Annotated in this window: 16 protein-coding genes and 2 pseudogenes; 7 read left to right on the forward strand and 11 right to left on the reverse strand. The window is 55.5% G+C overall.

Annotated features, from left to right (window positions below; all coding sequences use genetic code 11):
* Positions 1 to 22 precede the first annotated feature (22 nt).
* Positions 23 to 787 (reverse strand): PspA/IM30 family protein, encoded by a 765-nt coding sequence (locus AT687_RS11105; RefSeq protein WP_003853130.1) that lies wholly within the window; start codon positions 785 to 787, stop codon positions 23 to 25.
* Positions 788 to 957: 170 nt separating this feature from the next.
* Positions 958 to 1,341 (reverse strand): thioredoxin, encoded by a 384-nt coding sequence (trxA, locus tag AT687_RS11110; RefSeq protein WP_021335280.1) that lies wholly within the window; start codon positions 1,339 to 1,341, stop codon positions 958 to 960.
* A gap of 213 nt (positions 1,342 to 1,554) precedes the next feature.
* Here trxA and AT687_RS11115 point away from each other — a divergent pair, with 213 nt between their 5' ends.
* The 3 genes from AT687_RS11115 to AT687_RS11125 all read left to right on the forward strand — a co-directional run bounded on the left by AT687_RS11115 (position 1,555) and on the right by AT687_RS11125 (position 5,570).
* A complete protein-coding gene (locus tag AT687_RS11115) occupies positions 1,555 to 1,758 on the forward strand; it encodes a heavy-metal-associated domain-containing protein (protein WP_014307547.1) in 204 nt (67 codons plus the stop codon).
* Positions 1,759 to 1,915: 157 nt separating this feature from the next.
* The gene (locus AT687_RS11120; RefSeq protein WP_014319542.1) at positions 1,916 to 4,147 is read left to right on the forward strand and encodes a heavy metal translocating P-type ATPase; all 2,232 of its coding nucleotides are present in this window, start codon (positions 1,916 to 1,918) and stop codon (positions 4,145 to 4,147) included.
* 97 nt (positions 4,148 to 4,244) lie between these two features.
* Positions 4,245 to 5,570 carry an MFS transporter gene (locus AT687_RS11125; RefSeq protein ID WP_003853136.1) on the forward strand — a complete coding sequence of 442 codons (1,326 nt, stop codon included), beginning with the start codon at positions 4,245 to 4,247 and terminating at the stop codon, positions 5,568 to 5,570.
* A gap of 3 nt (positions 5,571 to 5,573) precedes the next feature.
* Here the strand turns inward: AT687_RS11125 and dnaB are convergent, their stop codons facing one another.
* The 8 genes from dnaB to AT687_RS11165 form a co-directional block, all read right to left on the reverse strand.
* A complete protein-coding gene (gene dnaB / locus AT687_RS11130) occupies positions 5,574 to 7,094 on the reverse strand; it encodes a replicative DNA helicase (RefSeq protein WP_014319543.1) in 1,521 nt (506 codons plus the stop codon).
* 573 nt (positions 7,095 to 7,667) lie between these two features.
* Entirely contained in the window at positions 7,668 to 8,120 is a 453-nt protein-coding gene (gene rplI / locus AT687_RS11135) for a 50S ribosomal protein L9 (protein ID WP_014319544.1), read from the reverse strand.
* A 130-nt stretch (positions 8,121 to 8,250) separates the two neighbouring features.
* Positions 8,251 to 8,832, reverse strand: a complete 582-nt coding sequence (locus AT687_RS11140; protein ID WP_003853143.1) for a single-stranded DNA-binding protein — start codon at positions 8,830 to 8,832, stop codon at positions 8,251 to 8,253.
* Between the two features lie 124 nt (positions 8,833 to 8,956).
* Positions 8,957 to 9,244 carry a 30S ribosomal protein S6 gene (gene rpsF, locus AT687_RS11145; RefSeq protein ID WP_003853145.1) on the reverse strand — a complete coding sequence of 96 codons (288 nt, stop codon included), beginning with the start codon at positions 9,242 to 9,244 and terminating at the stop codon, positions 8,957 to 8,959.
* A gap of 194 nt (positions 9,245 to 9,438) precedes the next feature.
* Positions 9,439 to 9,618: a hypothetical protein gene (locus AT687_RS11150; RefSeq protein WP_014319545.1), complete on the reverse strand. Its 180-nt coding sequence runs from the start codon at positions 9,616 to 9,618 to the stop codon at positions 9,439 to 9,441.
* Entirely contained in the window at positions 9,618 to 11,180 is a 1,563-nt protein-coding gene (locus AT687_RS11155) for a glycosyltransferase family 87 protein (RefSeq protein ID WP_014319546.1), read from the reverse strand. Before AT687_RS11155 ends, AT687_RS11150 begins: the two co-directional genes overlap by 1 nt.
* A gap of 53 nt (positions 11,181 to 11,233) precedes the next feature.
* Positions 11,234 to 13,414, reverse strand: coding sequence for a transglycosylase domain-containing protein (locus tag AT687_RS11160; protein WP_003853150.1), 2,181 nt, complete (start codon positions 13,412 to 13,414; stop codon positions 11,234 to 11,236).
* 87 nt (positions 13,415 to 13,501) lie between these two features.
* Positions 13,502 to 13,864 carry a DUF5318 family protein gene (locus tag AT687_RS11165; RefSeq protein ID WP_014319547.1) on the reverse strand — a complete coding sequence of 121 codons (363 nt, stop codon included), beginning with the start codon at positions 13,862 to 13,864 and terminating at the stop codon, positions 13,502 to 13,504.
* A gap of 117 nt (positions 13,865 to 13,981) precedes the next feature.
* On the opposite strand from AT687_RS11165, the pseudogene AT687_RS11170 reads away from it, so the two are divergent.
* From AT687_RS11170 to AT687_RS11185, 4 genes and pseudogenes are all read left to right on the forward strand, one after another.
* Positions 13,982 to 14,433, forward strand: a pseudogene (locus AT687_RS11170) (MarR family winged helix-turn-helix transcriptional regulator).
* A 9-nt stretch (positions 14,434 to 14,442) separates the two neighbouring features.
* On the forward strand, positions 14,443 to 15,408 hold the full coding sequence (locus tag AT687_RS11175; RefSeq protein WP_010935736.1) for a universal stress protein: 966 nt from the start codon (positions 14,443 to 14,445) through the stop codon (positions 15,406 to 15,408).
* 11 nt (positions 15,409 to 15,419) lie between these two features.
* Positions 15,420 to 16,091 (forward strand): SDR family oxidoreductase, encoded by a 672-nt coding sequence (locus AT687_RS11180; protein WP_014319548.1) that lies wholly within the window; start codon positions 15,420 to 15,422, stop codon positions 16,089 to 16,091.
* Positions 16,092 to 16,102: 11 nt separating this feature from the next.
* The gene (locus tag AT687_RS11185) at positions 16,103 to 16,576 is read left to right on the forward strand and encodes a hypothetical protein (RefSeq protein ID WP_003853160.1); all 474 of its coding nucleotides are present in this window, start codon (positions 16,103 to 16,105) and stop codon (positions 16,574 to 16,576) included.
* 168 nt (positions 16,577 to 16,744) lie between these two features.
* On the opposite strand, the pseudogene AT687_RS11190 reads toward AT687_RS11185, so the two are convergent.
* Positions 16,745 to 17,044: pseudogene (locus AT687_RS11190) on the reverse strand (AlbA family DNA-binding domain-containing protein); the annotation flags it as partial.
* Between the last annotated feature and the right edge of the window lie 92 nt (positions 17,045 to 17,136).

Raw genomic sequence — 17,136 nt, forward strand, 5'->3', positions numbered from 1 at the left:
CGCTAGGAAGGAGGCTTGAGCTTTATTTATCCGCTGGTGGCTCGGTTTCTTCCGAACCGGCGGGGAGCTCGCCACGCATCTGGGCGCGGATGGCATCAAGCTTTGCACTTGCACGCATGTCACGCTCACTGGTGGTGGCTTCGATCTCATGGATGCGCTCATTCATCGAGGACTGCATGAGCTCTTGGGAGCCTAAAGCATCGGCGTAACGACGCTCAATCTTTTCCCGAATGCTGTCCATCGTGGGCACATCGCGGTCAGGATCAATGCTGTTGATCTGATCGCTTGCAGCTACGGCAGCTTCCTGCATTTTTGTCTGCTGCGCCTGGGTGGTCAGCTCATTGATCTGGGACAGCTGCTCGTGTAGGCGAGCTTCTGACTGTTTAACCTGCTGGGTTGCTTGCTCTGCGGCCTGTTCAGCTTGCTGATGCAGCGTGGTGGTCTGCTCGATCTCTGATTCCACACCCACCAGCTGCGAGGCATACACCTCGGCTGCGTTGAGGTATTTGTGCTGCTCTGCGGGGTCTGTTGCGCTGTCGCTCAGCGAGAGGGCTTGGCGGGCTTTTTCTTGGATGGACTGTTGATCCTTGAGCAGTCGATTGAGTTTCATCTGCAGCTGGTTGCGATTGCCGATCACAGAAGCTGCTTGTTGCTCGATGTCCGCATGCTGCTTTTTGGCAGCCTCGGCGGCCTGTTTGATCTGGATAACGGGATCAGCGTTTTCTTCGATCTTGTTGTCCAGTGATGCGGTTAGGTACTTCCAACCCTTGGAAAACGGATTCGGCATTGTTCCTCGATTCTTCTACGGGACCCCCACGCGAAAGTGGGTTGGGTGCCTGCGCACAGCCTTGCCCACCAGTTTACGACGTTTTTGTATGACATGAACCAGAACAACAATGAGATACAGGTAAAAGTGAACCCCCATAAGGGGGTACAGCACAGGGGGTTAGCTATTTCTTAGAGTTCAGCACTGTCGCTTTGAGCGTTTTGCTCAGCAATCTGACGCTTCACGTCTTCCATGTCCAAGCCCTTCACCTGAGTGATCAGGTCTTCTAGAGCTGCTGGCGGCAAAGCGCCTGCCTCACGGTAGACCATGATGCCATCGCGGAACACCATCAAGGTTGGGATGGACTGGATCTGCAAGGCCGCAGCAAGACCTTGATTTGCCTCGGTATCAAGCTTGGTAAATACGGCGTCTGGGTGGTTATCGGAGGCCTTTTCGTAGGTGGGGGCGAATGCACGGCATGGTCCGCACCAAGAAGCCCACGCGTCCACCAGCACGATGCCGTCTTTGGTAACGGTCTGCTCGAAAGTGTCTTCGGTGACGTCAATGGTTGCCATGTATGCTCCTTTGTTAAAGTTTTTAAAGGTTTCGTGCTTCTCAACTACGGTACCCCCATTCTTATTCCCACTGGGCCTCATTACCGCAAGATCACTCGAGTTATTTTCACCTAAGACGGGGTGACATCGCGCGGGCGCGGTTTACTATCAAAACTCAAATGTGCAAATCTGTAGTCAAATTATTTAGAGCACCCAAGGAATAGAGGCGTGGAAATGAAGAAAAATTACCATGTTGACGGAATGACCTGCCAGCACTGCGTTGCATCTGTAACGGAGGAACTGCTCGAATTGCCTAGCACCCAAGGCGTTGACGTTGATCTTGAGACTGGTCGCGTAATGGTCACTGGCGAGGATTTCACGGACGCTGAGGTTAAGGCCGCTGTTGAAGAGGCTGGCTTTACTCTGCGCGAGGACTAATCCTTGATGTAGTTCGTCGGCATTGAGCCCCCCTGTGTGAGATGAATTCTCCACGGGGGCTTTGTGCTGCGGAATGAAGTGTTTACGCACATTGTTATTGTTTGGTAAGCCTAGTGATAATGTGCACCAATAAATTGCGATACCAGAAGGTGGCTCAATGACCAACGCCGCAGTAGAGATAGATTTCGGTGTGACGGGCATGACGTGTACGTCGTGTTCGGCGCGTGTGGAGCGCAAGCTCAACAAGGTTGCGGGTGTGGAGGCTACGGTCAACTACGCGACAGAGACGGCATCAGTACGCTACGATCCGGCGTCGACAACGCCCGCGCAGCTTATCGACGTCATCCGCGGAGCTGGTTACGATGCCTTCGAGGTCGCCGAGACTGAGCCCGCTACCGCAGAACCCAGCGATACCGCACGTGATCACCACGCTGAGGAGCTCAAGACCCGCTTAATCTATTCCGCAATCTTGGCTCTACCAGTTTTTTTGATGTCTATGTTTGGTCAGCTGCAGTTTAACAACTGGCAGTGGCTGGCCTTTGCGCTCGCGTCACCGGTGTATTTCTGGGGTGGCTGGCCATTCCACCGCGCTACACTGCGTAACCTCCGCCATGGTTCATTCACCATGGACACCCTAATCTCCTTGGGCACGTCGGCTGCGTATCTGTGGTCGGTGTGGGCCTTGTTTATCGGCAATGCCGGCGATCCAGCTATGCGTATGCACATGAGTTTTACAGCTCATGCTCATGGTGGCATGGACGAGATTTATCTTGAATCGGCCGCCATGGTGATTGTGTTCTTGCTGCTGGGGCGCTGGTTTGAAACTCGTGCGAAGGGGCGAAGCGGGGAGGCGCTACGTTCCCTGCTTAACCTTGGGGCGAAGGATGCCGCCATTATTCGCGATAACCGTGAGGTGCGCATACCCATTCAATCGCTGCAGGTAGGCGACGTTTTTGTGGTGCGCCCTGGTGAGAAGATCGCCACGGATGGTGTGGTCGTTGAGGGCACTTCCGCTGTGGATCAGTCGATGATCACCGGCGAGTCGGTTCCTGTGGAAGTTGCTCAAGGTTCTCACGTTACCGGTGCAACAATGAACACCTCTGGGCGTTTGCTGGTCACTGCCCAGCGCGTGGGTGCCGACACCACCCTAGCTGCCATGGGGCGGTTGGTTGCTGAGGCGCAGTCGAATAAAGCGCCGGTGCAAAAACTGGTGGATAAGATTTCTCAGATCTTTGTTCCCGCAGTGATCGTTATTTCTTTGATCACGCTGGCGGTTCACCTCGCCACGGGGTCTGCTACTGCCGACGCGTTCGCAGCCGCAGTAGCCGTGCTGATTATTGCTTGTCCTTGTGCGCTGGGTCTTGCTACCCCTACCGCATTGTTGGTGGGTACGGGCCGTGGTGCTCAAATGGGTTTGGTCATCAAAGGCCCTGAGGTGTTGGAGCAGGCACGAAACATCGACACGGTGGTGTTGGATAAAACTGGCACGATCACCACTGGCGATATGCAGGTTCGCAATGTTTATGGCCATTCTGGTTGGCAAGAACAAGATGTGCTGCGCTTGGCGGGTGCTGTGGAGCAGGCTTCGGAGCACCCTATTGCTCGTGCGATCGCGGCGGCAGCTGTGGCTCAGACTCGTACCGGCACGTTGCCTAAGGTGACAGACTTTAATAATCAGGCAGGTCATGGTGTTGCTGGCACCGTGGAGGATCACCGCGTGTGGGTAGGTCGCCCAGCCGACGACGAGGCCACGCAGCAGGTCAAGACCGCGGAAAATGAGGGTGCTACGTGTGTGGTGGTGCGTATCGACGACCACCTCGCTGGTGTGATCAGCGTGCGTGACACTGTGAAAGAGCACGCTCGACTCAGCGTAGAAAAACTCACCGCTATGGGGCTTACTCCGGTGCTGTTAACTGGCGATAACGCCGGTGCCGCCGCCGCAGTTGCCCGCGAGGTGGGCATTCCTGCCGACCGTGTGATTTCCGGTGTGCTTCCAGAAAACAAAGTCCAAACGGTCGAACAGCTGCAACGCGAAGGCCGCGTGGTTGCCATGGTTGGCGATGGCGTGAATGATGCAGCGGCCCTAACCCAAGCCGATTTGGGTCTTGCAATGGGTGCTGGAACCGACGTGGCCATCGAGGCTTCCGACATCACCATCATGAACAATGATCCGCGTTCCATCGCCAATGCGATCAATCTCTCACGACGCAGTTTGCGCACCATCAAAGGCAACCTGTTCTGGGCTTTTGCATATAACGTGATACTTATTCCAGTGGCTGCGTTAGGCCTGCTTAACCCTATGTTCGCAGGAGCTGCAATGGCGCTAAGTTCAGTGTTCGTGGTGACTAATTCGCTTCGTCTTCGCAGCGTACGCAGCGTATTTTCCTAGCAAAATCTATCCCCCATTATGACGTGGTAATTGCAAGAAACGTCACAATCTGGTTTGTTTCTTGGAAACCTTAAACCACTCATTGTAGGGAGGCAGCGTGCTAGACGCTCAACAAAGTCCACCACTTACCCGCAACCAGCGCCTCGACCGGTTGCCACTGAATAGTCAACACAAACGCCTCCTCGTCGGGTCCGGCCTCGGCTGGGCCCTCGACGCCATGGACGTCGGCCTGATCTCCTTCGTCATGGCAGCCCTGATCAAACACTGGGGACTCACCCACGGCCAAACATCCGTACTAGCATCAGCAGGATTCGTCGGCATGGCCATCGGCGCCACCTTCGGCGGCCTCCTTGCAGACAAGTGGGGGCGTCGCAACGTATTCGCCCTCACCCTCCTCGTCTACGGACTTGCCACCGGCGCCTCCGCGCTAGCCGGTGGCCTCGCTGTATTGATCGTGCTGCGATTCATCGTCGGACTTGGCCTCGGCGCCGAACTCCCCGTGGCCTCCACCCTCGTCTCCGAATTCGCACCACTGCGCCACCGCGGCCGCCTCGTCGTCATCCTCGAAGCCTTCTGGGCCGTCGGCTGGATCCTCGCCGCCATCATCGGCGCCTTCGTCGTCTCCGCCTCCGACTCCGGCTGGCGCTGGGCGCTCGTCCTAGGCTGTGTGCCCGCTCTCTACTCCGCCTACGTGCGCAGCTCACTACCCGAATCTGTACGCTTCCTCGAAGCCCGCGGCCGCCACGACGAAGCCGAAGCCGCCGTCCAACAATTCGAAAAAGCCAGCGCAACCATCCCCGACACCCCCGTCATCGCAACCGAAGACCCCGCCGACCAAGCAGACTCCATCTTCGCCCCCAACATGCGCCGCCGCACCTTCGGCCTATGGACAGTCTGGTTCTGCATCAACCTGTCCTACTACGGGGCATTCATCTGGATCCCATCCCTGCTGGTTGCCGACGGCTTCTCCTTGGTCAAATCCTTCCAGTTCACGCTGATTATCACCCTGGCCCAATTCCCAGGCTACGCACTAGCCGCATGGCTCATCGAAATCTGGGGCCGCCGCACCACACTGGCAGTATTCCTCCTCGGCTCCGCCGGCTCCGCAGCCCTCTACGGATTTGCCGACACCACAGCCTTGATCATCGCCGCCGGTTGCTGTCTCTCCTTCTTCAACCTCGGCGCGTGGGGCGCGCTCTACGCCATCAGCCCAGAACTCTACCCCTCTCAAATCCGCGGCACCGGCACCGGATCAGCAGCAGGATTCGGCCGTATCGCGTCCATCATCGCACCGCTGATCGTTCCCCCCATCGTGGCCGCCGCAGGCACCCCAGCGCTCTTCGCACTCTTCGGGGCCGCCTTCCTTGCAGCAGCCATCGCCGCATTCACCCTGCCCGAACAACGCGGCAAGGCCCTCGTCTAGGCTTTAGCCAGCGTGCGGCATATCCACAAACCGCGAGTAGTGCAGCTGGTGAGCCACTTGGATGGTGTCGATAGGACCACCACGGTGCTTAGCCAAAATAATATCGGCCTCACCAGCGCGCTCATTCTCACGGTCTTGGGAGTCTGGACGGTATAGCAGCATAACCATGTCGGCATCCTGCTCCAACGAACCGGATTCACGCAGGTCGGCAAGCTGCGGGCGTTTATCAGTACGCGACTCCGGACCACGGTTCAGCTGTGAAATCGCAATAAGCGGAACATCCAGTTCCTTAGCCAGCAGCTTAAGCTGACGCGAGAACTCCGACACCTCTTGCTGACGCGACTCCACACGCTTACCCGAGCTCATCAGCTGCAGGTAGTCCACCACAATCATCTGCAGATCATGCTTCTGCTTCAAACGACGCGCCTTCGAGCGAATCTCCATCATCGTCAAATTCGCGGAGTCATCAATATAGATAGGCGCCTGTTCGATCTGTCCCACGCGCGTTGCTAGCTTCGCCCAGCCGGAATCGTCGAGACGCCCAGAGCGCATATCTGATAACTTCACCTCAGCCTCCGCCGACAACAAACGCATCACGATCTCACTCTTTGACATTTCCAAAGAGAAAATCACAGCAGCTTTGTCATGCTTAATCGCACACGAACGCACAAAATCCAACGCGATCGTCGACTTACCCACACCCGGACGGGCAGCCACAATAATCATCTGGCCACCATGCAGACCATTGGTCAGGTTATCTAGATCCACAAAGCCCGTCGGCACGCCCTGCGCCAAGCCGCCATTCTCCGAGATCATATCGATCTCATCCATTGTTGGACCCACGATGTCAGCTAACACCGCATAATCCTCAGCTTGGTTCTTCTTAGAAACCTTGAACACTTCCTGCTGAGCACGGTCAATAACCGACTCAACCTCAGCGCCCTCAGTACCCTCATAGCCCAACTGCACCACACGAGTACCAGCGTTAACCAGCTGACGAAGCAACGACTTCTCAGCCACAATCTCCGCATAATAACGAGCATTCGCAGCAGTCGGCACCGAAGAGATCAGCGTGTGCAAATACGGTGCCCCGCCCACACGTTCCAGATCATTATTACGATCCAAACGCGCAGCCACGATCACTGGGTCGATCTCCTTGTTATCGGAGAACAAACCCACGATCGCTTCAAAGATCAACTGATGCGCAGGGCGGTAAAAATCCTCCGCAACCAGCAACTCCACCGTATCGATCACCGTTTGCGGGCTTAGCAGCATCGCCCCCAACACGCCCTGCTCAGCCTCCGCGTCATGAGGAGGCTGACGGAACTCGGTGCTCGCCATCGCCGCTTCACGACGCTTATAGCCCCTGCGCTCCCGCTGCACTGGCACATCCGAGGAAGCCGGCGGGGCCGGATCATACACCTCTGCCTCGGCGTACTCTGCCTCCGCATAATCTGCGGTATCGGAAGGAACATCCGCATCACCCGGTGGGACGTAATCGTCATCAAAACTGGGCGTGGTCATTCCTACACATCCTCCATCGACACGGCCTTATCACTATTTCTTGTGGGATCTTTGTGCGCGTTCGTACTCATCTTCGTTCCAACACGCATTTTTACCCCAGAAACACCGCGCTTATTCTACGTGATATTTCTTACCCCACAAAGTTATCCACAGGTTTATACACAGGGGTGTGATTTTCCTACAGAATCGCACGTCAACTATCCACAAGTTATCCACAATCTCTGTGGAAAATATGGGGAAAGTTGTGCGGTTCACGTTGCTTTCTTCCTATACATGCAGGTCAAACCGCGTATATAGCAACTGTGCACACTGTGGATAACTTTTAGCCGACTTTTCAACCAGCAAGTTTGACACCTTGACTCGAGACATTCCACTTCTCGGCGTGTCACCCCAAAGAATGTGAGAATTGGGGGTAACAGCACTTTTTACACGCTGCTAGAAGAAAGTTATCCCCAGGTAGTGCCACCCCGACATAGCCTTAAGGCCCCGACCCAGATCGTGTAGATCTAGGCGGGGCCTTAAGGTTGCTGTTGTCGTTGGGCTACATCTCGTGTAGCCGTCGTCAGACGCTTGTTAAGCGGCTACGACCTCGAAGTTAACCGTTGCTGCGATGTCGGAGTGCAGCTTCACGTTCACTTTGTAAGCGCCGGTGGCCTTAACAAGGCTCTTTGGCAGCTCGATGGAACGCTTGTCCAGGTTCGGACCGCCAGCCTTTTTAACGGCAGCGGCAACATCCTCGGCCTTAACAGAACCGAAGAGCTTACCCTTCTCAGAAGTGCGGACTGCAACAGAAACACCCTCAAGTGCTTCCAGCTGAGCCTTAACTTCGCGTGCGTGGTCCAGGTCGCGAATCTCGCGAGCTTCCTGGGCGCGCTTGATGCCCTCGATCTGCTTCTCTGCGCCGCGGGTGGCAACAATTGCCAATCCGCGAGGAAGCAGGAGGTTACGTCCGTAGCCGTTCTTAACCTCGACAATGTCGCCAGCGACACCGAGGTTTTCAACGTCAGCGGTGAGGATCAGCTTCATGATCCCTGCCTTTCGTGGTACTAACCGAGACCCGATTTCTCATCACTTGTGTGGTGGGAACCGAAGCGGCTCGGTGAAGTTTGATTAAAAGTTGATATGTGGTGCAAAGAGATTCGCCGTTATAAGTGGCTTAGAACGGTGGGTCTTGCTCCGCACCGCCGAATCCACCTGCTTGCGGGGCACTGCTCCATGGATCGTTGGCTGGTGCAGCACTCTGGGAGTTCTGCGGGCCGCCTCCGAAGCCACCTTGAGGAGCGCCGAATCCGCCACCTGAGTTGCCTCCGGTGTTTCCGCCGAAACCACCCTGGGAGCCGCCGAAGTTTCCTCCGCCGTTTCCACCCTCGCGAGGGTTACGGTTCACGCTTGCTGCTGCGTAGCGTAGGGATGGGCCGACTTCGTCGACCTCAAGCTCCATGACGCTGCGCTTTTCGCCCTCACGGGTTTCGTAGGAGCGTTGACGCAAACGGCCAGTGACGATCACGCGCATGCCCTTGGTCAGGGATTCTGCGACGTTTTCGGCAGCTTGGCGCCAAATGTTGCACTGCAGGAACAAGGCTTCGCCGTCTACCCACTGGTTCGTTTGAGAGTCGTAACGACGTGGGGTTGAGGCAATGCGGAAGTTTGCCACCGCTGCACCGCTAGGGGTGAAGCGAAGCTCCGGGTCAGCAACGAGGTTGCCGACAACGGTTATGTTGACATCTCCTTGTGCCATGTTCTGCCTTTCTGTACAACACCGAACTGGTTAAACGCGTTCAGTGTGATTGTGCGCGGTAAGCGAGGTTTCTTCGCTGTGCGCTAGTTTGATTCGTGCTGCGCGCTAAGTAATCCGTGACGGATTACTTGTCGCCACGCAGAACCTTGGTGCGCATAACGCTGTCGTTCAGGTTCAACACGCGGTCGAGCTCTAGAACGGTTGCGGATTCGCAGGTCAGGTTAACGACGGCGTAAATGCCCTCTTCCTTCTTGGCGATCGGGTAAGCAAGACGGCGCTTGCCCCAGATATCAACCTTTTCCACGGTGCCGTTTTCCTTGCGGACGATCTCGAGGAACTTGTCCAGGGACGGGGCTACAGTGCGTTCATCCTGGGAAGGATCCAGAATAATCATTACTTCGTAGTGACGCACGGACCTCATCACCTCCTATGGTCTTGTATTTTTTGAATCGGCTACATCCCGGTTGGATGTAGCAGGAGGGTCGTTGCGTCAGCAACCGTTCCAAGATACCCCATCGCCTGCGAAAAGTCGATAGGCACGACGGGAAAATTTATGACGGCAACTTTAACAACGAGCCTGTTGGCTAGTTAAGCCAAGGCAACATCCTAGGCGATGATCAAGGCCAATGTCACAGGAATGACAGTGACAAAGAGGACCGCCAAGGCAAAAAGAGTCCACGTCAACACCTGCGGCTTCTTATAGGAATAGCTTGCAAATGCGCCCGTGAACAGGAAAAACCCCAAAAATACACTTCCGATCGTCGTCATCATCACTGGGCTTAACATCAGTTCACCGTTCCTATTCTGCGGGGCGATACCCACACATCATGATCCCCCAAGCTGCCGCTTAAAGGATCACATCCATCGTTGTCCCTTCGCACTTTATCCTCATTTTTGCCCAACATCTGCCGCATAATGAGCACCGCAATACAAATAATGGCCACATCACGCCCCACAACGAACAGATCCAACAACCCCGCCGGCGCACCTTTGGCGTCACTTCCCATCATGTGCCATGTCAAAACCGGCCACGTGAGGGCGTCGATAAGCCCCCACCACAGCACAAGCCGCCAACACGGCAACGCCAAAACCGCAAGAGGAACCAACCACAACGAATACTGCGGACTCCACACCTTATTCACCAACAAAAACGCCGCCACAATCAAAAACGCCAACTCCGCCACCCGCGGCCGCCGGCGCACACACAACCCAAACAACGCAATCCCCACACACGCCACAACAAAAAGCCCCAACGACACCCCATTAAGCACATCAACAGGCAACGACCACCCCAACTCACGCGACATCACCGCATACACCGTGGTCCACTCCCACCCACGCTCAGAATTCAACCGCAAAAACTCACCCCACGCCCGCGGAAACACCAACGCCACCGGAAGATTAACCACCAACCACACAACTATCGACGCCCCCACCGCCCGCAGCCACACCCGCAACGCACCACTACGCACCGCCAACACCAAATACGCACCCAACAGAAAAAGCGGCCACAACTTAAACGCAGCACCAGCACCAATCAACGCACCAGCAAGCCCCGGCCGCCCACGCGACCACGCCCACAACGCCCCCACCGCAAAAGCAATCGACGCCACATCCCAGTTAGTCAACCCATGCGCAACCACCAACGGCGACACCGCCACCACCATCGCATCCCACTGACGACGCCCCGCCAACACCACCAGCATCCGCAACACCAACAACCACACCACGGCCAGTACCACAGCAGTGACCGTGAAATAGACCGAAGCCTGTGGAACCACCGGCGCAAACCCCGACACCACCGGATAAGCAACATGCGTAGCCATCGCCATAAACCACTGAAACATCCCCGCCAACACCGGATACTCCATATAACGAGTACGCCCATCCTCCGACCACGAATAGGCATAAGGGAAACCACCTTGGTCGAGGCCACGCGCCTTATACAACGGCACGATGTCGTTATAGCAAGCAGAGGTGTACTGGCGATTCCCGCTCCAATCCAACTGCGCCACACCGTTGACCAACACACCATGAAGGCAGTTTGCTTTGGCAAGATACGCCATGCTGAAGGTAAACAGACCCATCAAAATGATGACGCGCAGTGGGCTCCACCAGCGGTGTGGAAGGGCAAAACGTCCGGCGGGGCCGCCGATGCGGGTAATGATGTGGTTACTAGATGAGGTCACGAGGCTGATCTTCCGATGGTTGGCGCTACTGAGATTGCACTCTCGGGCAAGGTTCGTGACACATTTTTGTACCCTAAGCACGCGACCACAAATTGCGACCTGCGGAAACAGGGCTGCACATTTTCTTAGGGTACAAAAATTCGTCACGGGCTGGCGCATGGCATACAAAAAGTGCCCCCTGTAAGAATCAGGAGGCGCTTCAGGGAACTAGGTTATGGGACCGGCAGAACTACGCCTGGCAGAATCTCAATGCCTCCCGGAGCTGGCGCCGGCTCTGGGGCACTTGGTACTGGCGGTGCACCCGGTGTTCCAGATGCTGCAGGGCTGGTAGCCTCCGCCGAGCTGGTCGAGGTCTCAGTTTGAATCTTTTCAGTGGTCGCACGAGGAGCAGTTCCGTAGCCATATTTCGCCCAGCCAATATTTTGTGCGGGTTTGAATTGCTCCCAATCTTTACCTGAAAGAGCAGAGTCACTGATATCCTTCCATAACTGTGCAGGGAGATTGGAGCCGTACATAGGCCCACCCCACGAATTCAGCAATGGCGAGTTATCGGCGGTACCCGCCCAGACCGCGGTTGCAAGTTGCGGGGTGGCACCGATCATCCAAGCATCTTTATTAGCGCCGGTATCGCCAAGCTGAGTCGTTCCGGTTTTGCTTGCCGATGGACGCCCACCTGCAAGACCGTTTCCACCGGACCATGCTGCAATAGGAGCCATCGCATCAAGAACGTTAGTGGCTACTTTCTCGGAAACACGCCGTTCACCTTGGGTACCTTCATGCTGGTAGAGCAGTTTACCTTCGGCAGTTTCAATCTTTTCTACAAAGTACTCTTGGTGCCAAACACCATAATTGGCCAAAGTGGCCATAGCATGAGCCATATCCAGCGGACGAGAAAGGTACTGGCCGAGAATGACGCCTTCATAGGGCTGCTGACCATTTTCGGTCAGGGTTTTTTCAATTCCGGGCAAGGAACGAGCAACACCAAGGGAGTGCGCCATGTCAGCTGTGTCTTGGCTGCCATGTTTCAGATCATCTTGCAGCCGCAGAAAACTGGTGTTGTAGGAATTTTTCAAAGCTTCTTTAAGAGAGCAAACGCCACAACCTTTATCAACGTTAGTAACAGTGATACCGCCACGAAGTTGGTAAGGATCAGAGCTGTAGTTAGTAGAAGTTGGAATGCCCTGTTGAACAGCTGCAGCAAGACCAAAGATCTTGAAAGTCGAACCGGTTTGCAGCGGTGCATTGGCAAAGTCGTAGCCGGTGGCATCGTCGCCGCCGTAGTAGGCACGTACGGCACCGGTCTTAGGGTCCACACTGACGGCGGCGACACGGGTGTTGGATTGCTCGTCGGCCATGTTGCGGTCGACGGCCTCCACCATGGACTTCTGGGTGGCGTCGTCGATAGTGGTGGTGATGCGCAGGCCAAGGGTCTGCACATCGGACTCAGTGATACCTAGGGTGGTCAGCTCGTTCATGACCTGGTTTTTAATCAGGCCGTTTGCACCTGTGGCTTCGGTGTAAGTCTGGTTCTGAGCAGGGTCAGTGACCTCGGGGAATACAACACCAGCGCGCTCATTGGGATCGAGCCAGCCTTCGCCCACCATGCCGTCGAGCACATAGTTCCAACGTTGCTCTGCTTCGACGCGGTTGCTCCATGGGTCCAGCTGGCTGGGGCGCTGAATTGCGGCGGCCAACATAGCGGACTGTCCTACGTTGAGTTCGGAAGCTGGAACACCAAAGTAGGCATGGGCGGCAGCGTCGATACCGTAGGCATTGCGGCCAAAGTAAATGGTGTTGAGATATGCACCGAGAACTTCGTCTTTGGACCATTCATTGGCCATCTTGACGGAGTACACCAGTTCCTTTGCTTTACGCATGTAGGAGTAGTCATTGCCCACCACCATGTTCTTCACATACTGCTGGGTAATTGTCGAACCACCACCGGCGGAAGCGTCGCCGGTGAGCTGGCCCAAGATAGCACGACCAAAGCCAGTAAAGGAGAAACCGGAGTTGGTGTAGAACTCACGGTCTTCGGCTGCGAGGACTGCGTTGCGGGTAACCTCGGGGATCTTGTCGATAGGCACCTCGGTGCGGTTTCCGTCCGGTGGCACGATACGCGCCAGCTGCGTTTTACCGTCGGAGGCAAAAATCTGTGAAACCTGTTTGGTCACCAGCTCGCTAGGCTCGGGAACATCGGTCACAATATATGCGACCATGAACGCAAGGAAGGGGGCCAGTAGTACAGCAGCAATACTGCCGCCAATAACTGGCTTAACCCACTTCTTTTTCGGGCGACGCGCCTGCGGTGCCCGTGCCGGACGACTTTTCGCGCTACTTTTGGCACTGGCCTTCTTCCGCTTGGGAGATGGCTTGCCTTTACCTGAATCTGCCAACTTTGTTCATGCTTCCTTGATTTGCGGTTGAGCTCAACACCCACACTTTACATACCAAAATAGTCCAGCGGGAGATGCACGCAGGCGTTACTGTGGCATAGCTGTCACCGAATTCAGCAGGTGATTCCATCGACAATCAGGACACACTTCGACCGTGTGCACCGTAAATTCCTTGCCGGATTGGGCAAAGGTTACAATTTCTTCCATCGTGCGGGCACTGCCGGAAGCTCTACCGAGGCTTTCGCCATAGACCCACAGGACATGGCGTAACTGGTCACTATCGCAGACTGGGCAGGGTGTTGGGACGCGATTTCCATGGAATTTGGAGGCGGTGACGAGTACGAAGTCGGCGTCGCAAAGCGAATCGCGGCTGAGCATACCTGCACGAAACTTCTGCAATGTATGCCTACGTGTCCACTGATGAGACACTTCGTTTCGAAATTCCACCATCGCGACATTCTACCCCCTCAACATCAGGCACAGGGGGTAAGGCGATAAAATCCCCCAATCGCCCGATAATACGCAGCAAAAATACATTTCTTACACGAAACCGTTAGAATTACCTCTATGACGCCGTCACGTACGTATCAACTAGCGGAAAAGTCCGCCCCGGATTAACACAGCTGTATGTGTTGTACTTCCGTCTCGCGGCACAATCTGATCTCACTCAACCACAGTTGACGATCATGAATCGCCTCAATCTAGAAGGCGCTGCGCGCATCAGCCACATCGCACAGGCCGAAGGCATTCGCATGCCTACCGCCTCAAATGCACTTCATCTGTTGGAGCAGCGCGGAATCATCGAGCGTATTCGGGATGAGTCCGATCGCCGTGGTGTGAAGGTACAGCTGACTGACTTTGGTCGTGAGGAATTGCAGCGTGTAAGCAAGGAGCGCACCAATAACCTTGCCAAGATGTTCGCCACATTGCCTGAGGAAAAGCTCGACGATCTGGAGAAAGTCATCGACATTATTAATGTTTTGGCAGCAGAGTACACTCCCGAAAAACTCGAGGACTAATCGGAAACTATGGCGAAGAAGTCCACCGGCTTCGATCATGATCCCGTCCGCGTATTGGTTGCATGGAACCCCAGTTCCCATGGTGCTGAGGCCATCGAATGCGCTGCATGGTTAGCACGTACCACAAACGTCACCGTGCAGTGCGTCACAGCTTTTCTACGCCCGTGGCCGTCGAGCAGCGGCAACAAGCTGGGATCGAAATATAAAAAGTGGTTCAAAAAAGAAGCCTTTGCCTGCGAAGATGCCGTCAAGGCGGCATTTAGCCGCGCAGAGATCCCCACTGCCATGTGGGCGGACACCGTTTCCGTGTTCTGCGACGGTACCAATGAGGCAGCGTTGCTTTCCGAGGCCGCACATAAATTCGGTGCCGACATCGTCTTGCTCGGCTCGGAGGCCGCCGCCCCCAAGGGGCGCTTTCTAGCTGGGTCCACTGCCGACGCTCTCTTACACTCTTCCCCACAACCGCTAGGACTTACGCCGCGCAAACCAAAGCTGTCTAAACGCGGGGTGACACGGGTGAACTTCGCCTACACCGGCGACGCAACCGATAACACCTCCTTGATTCGCACGGCGCGTCTTGCTGCTGCTTGGGATGTGCCACTTCGTGTTCTTGCCCTATCCCCAGAAGGTTTTGGTGTTCCGCCGATTTCCGACACCCTTGAGCTGCCGGAGGATCTGGCTCTCGAGTGGCGCGAGAACACGTTCGCTGTTTTGGATCGCTCCCGCGACACCGTCCACAAGGCACACCCAGACGTGATCGTCGAAACGGAAATTGGTTCCGGAAATGGCTGGTCAGGGGCCATTGAGTCGTTGAAATGGAAAAAGGGCGACCTGCTTTGCTTCGGCTCTACCCCGCTGGGCGCTTTCGAACGAGTCTTCATCGGCTCCCAGGCCACCGAGATCCTCCCCTACGTCAGCGTGCCCGTGCTGATGATCCCCGCAACCACTAAGGTGGACAAAAAATCCAAGAAGTAGAAGGGGAGCACATGGATCGCGTTGCAGTTGTCACTGGTGGAAGCAGGGGCGTGGGCCTCAGCGTGGTTCGCACCCTCCTCGAGGCTGGTTGGCACGTGCATGCCCACTATCGCACCCAGCCCGCCGACATCACCCACGATCGACTCACGTGGTGGCAGGCAGACTTCACTCAGGGCCTTCCCACGGCACAGGCGAGTGGTTTTCCACAACTTCCGCGTATCGACGCCCTCATCCACTGCGCCGGCGTGGCCACTCTCGGCTCCTGCGCCAGTGTGGAGCGTGACGAATGGGAGCGCCACATGTCCGTTAACCTTCATAGCCCAGTGCAGCTGACCCGTCAGCTTCTCCCCCAACTTCGGGCAAACCACGCTCACGTGGTGTACATCAATTCTGGTGCCGGTAAGCGAGCTAACCCACAGTGGGGAGCTTATGCGGCAAGCAAATTCGCCGCCCGCGTATGGTGCGATGCGCTGCGCCAAGAAGAGCCAGAGATCACCGTGACCTCGATCTTCCCAGGCCGGATCGCCACTGACATGCAAAAAGCCATCGTTGAGTACGAAGGCAATAGCTACAACCCTAAGAACTTCATTGCTCCCACCACTGTGGCTCACAGTGTTCTCCACAGCCTCAGCGTTGGTTCCGATGCCATCATCCCGGAGATTGTCATCCGACCGCGGATGTAAAATCAGTCACTATGCCCAAACATTTGGAGCACCCAGAAAACGACCTCCGCTCGGATGCTGACTCAGCGAACAGGTTGCGCCCGCTCCCGCAATCCTTCGATGACCTAGCCGATTATCCCGATCCGCTCGTCCAAGCCAAACGCAACCGCCAATCCACTAAGCAAGCCATCGCTTGGGCATTCGGCGTTCCTGTTGTTACCGGCATTGTCGCTTTCCTTCTCGCCATTGTCTCCCGCTCTATCGGCGGACCCCTATGCGAAAGTGGCGACGCCACCTGGATTTGCAGCCGCTCAGCAGAAATCTGGTGGCCCCTGCTCACCAGCATTGTCCCCCTTGCCGGCGCAGTACTCTGCGGTGTGATCATGTGGCGAAAATACGTCACCTACACCCGCTGGCGGCCGTGGATGGGAACCTTCTGGACGCTTATCCCGTGGATGATGCTTTGGATGGTTACTGTATTCCAGATGTCGATCGTAGGACACTAACCACAACCAAGCGGTGAACTTAACACCCGACATAACACATGTGGGAAGTAGGTGTTATGTTGGGTGTTAAGTTATTTCCGCAGCTAGAAGACCACTTTTAGACTGGGGTGTTATGTTGGGTGTTATGTTCGACGAAGCCGATACCGCTGGATCGGCGTGCGACTAAAACCGCAAACTTCCCCGTTCTGTAATAAAACAAGGTTTTTCTCGCGGCAGTAGCTCTTCAACCTCGGCAACCACGACTGAAGAATCTTCAAATTCCACAATTTCAATAGTTGGCCTTACCGGAGGGGTAAGTTGACCACAAAACGAGACTAACTTGTCATGTGCCTTAGCTGCATCAAAATCCGGCACAGGAAGAAACCCTACTTCCTCAGAAATACCTACGATAATTATCCCGCCCGAGGTATTAGCAAAAGCACTCAAAGACTCAACGACCGATTTACCTACGCCGCTTTTTACTTCCACAGATTGACGATCAGTGCCGACCTCCCATAGAACTTAACACCCAACATAACACATGTGGGAAGTAGGTGTTATGTTGGGTGTTAAGTTATTTC

Origin of the sequence: Corynebacterium diphtheriae (assembly GCF_001457455.1) — a bacterium.
Classification (GTDB): Bacteria; Actinomycetota; Actinomycetes; order Mycobacteriales; family Mycobacteriaceae; genus Corynebacterium; species Corynebacterium diphtheriae.

What these genes read in the sequence shown, in the direction of transcription:
- AT687_RS11115 (WP_014307547.1), top strand. Translation starts at nt 1,555, where the DNA reads ATGAAGAAAAATTACCATGTTGACGGAATGACCTGCCAGCACTGCGTT.
- AT687_RS11105 (WP_003853130.1), bottom strand. Translation starts at nt 787, where the DNA reads ATGCCGAATCCGTTTTCCAAGGGTTGGAAGTACCTAACCGCATCACTG.
- AT687_RS11140 (WP_003853143.1), bottom strand. Translation starts at nt 8,832, where the DNA reads ATGGCACAAGGAGATGTCAACATAACCGTTGTCGGCAACCTCGTTGCT.
- AT687_RS11175 (WP_010935736.1), top strand. Translation starts at nt 14,443, where the DNA reads ATGGCGAAGAAGTCCACCGGCTTCGATCATGATCCCGTCCGCGTATTG.
- trxA (WP_021335280.1), bottom strand. Translation starts at nt 1,341, where the DNA reads ATGGCAACCATTGACGTCACCGAAGACACTTTCGAGCAGACCGTTACC.
- AT687_RS11185 (WP_003853160.1), top strand. Translation starts at nt 16,103, where the DNA reads ATGCCCAAACATTTGGAGCACCCAGAAAACGACCTCCGCTCGGATGCT.
- rplI (WP_014319544.1), bottom strand. Translation starts at nt 8,120, where the DNA reads ATGAAGCTGATCCTCACCGCTGACGTTGAAAACCTCGGTGTCGCTGGC.
- dnaB (WP_014319543.1), bottom strand. Translation starts at nt 7,094, where the DNA reads ATGACCACGCCCAGTTTTGATGACGATTACGTCCCACCGGGTGATGCG.
- AT687_RS11150 (WP_014319545.1), bottom strand. Translation starts at nt 9,618, where the DNA reads ATGTTAAGCCCAGTGATGATGACGACGATCGGAAGTGTATTTTTGGGG.
- AT687_RS11180 (WP_014319548.1), top strand. Translation starts at nt 15,420, where the DNA reads ATGGATCGCGTTGCAGTTGTCACTGGTGGAAGCAGGGGCGTGGGCCTC.
- AT687_RS11155 (WP_014319546.1), bottom strand. Translation starts at nt 11,180, where the DNA reads ATGCGCCAGCCCGTGACGAATTTTTGTACCCTAAGAAAATGTGCAGCC.
- AT687_RS11120 (WP_014319542.1), top strand. Translation starts at nt 1,916, where the DNA reads ATGACCAACGCCGCAGTAGAGATAGATTTCGGTGTGACGGGCATGACG.
- AT687_RS11165 (WP_014319547.1), bottom strand. Translation starts at nt 13,864, where the DNA reads ATGGTGGAATTTCGAAACGAAGTGTCTCATCAGTGGACACGTAGGCAT.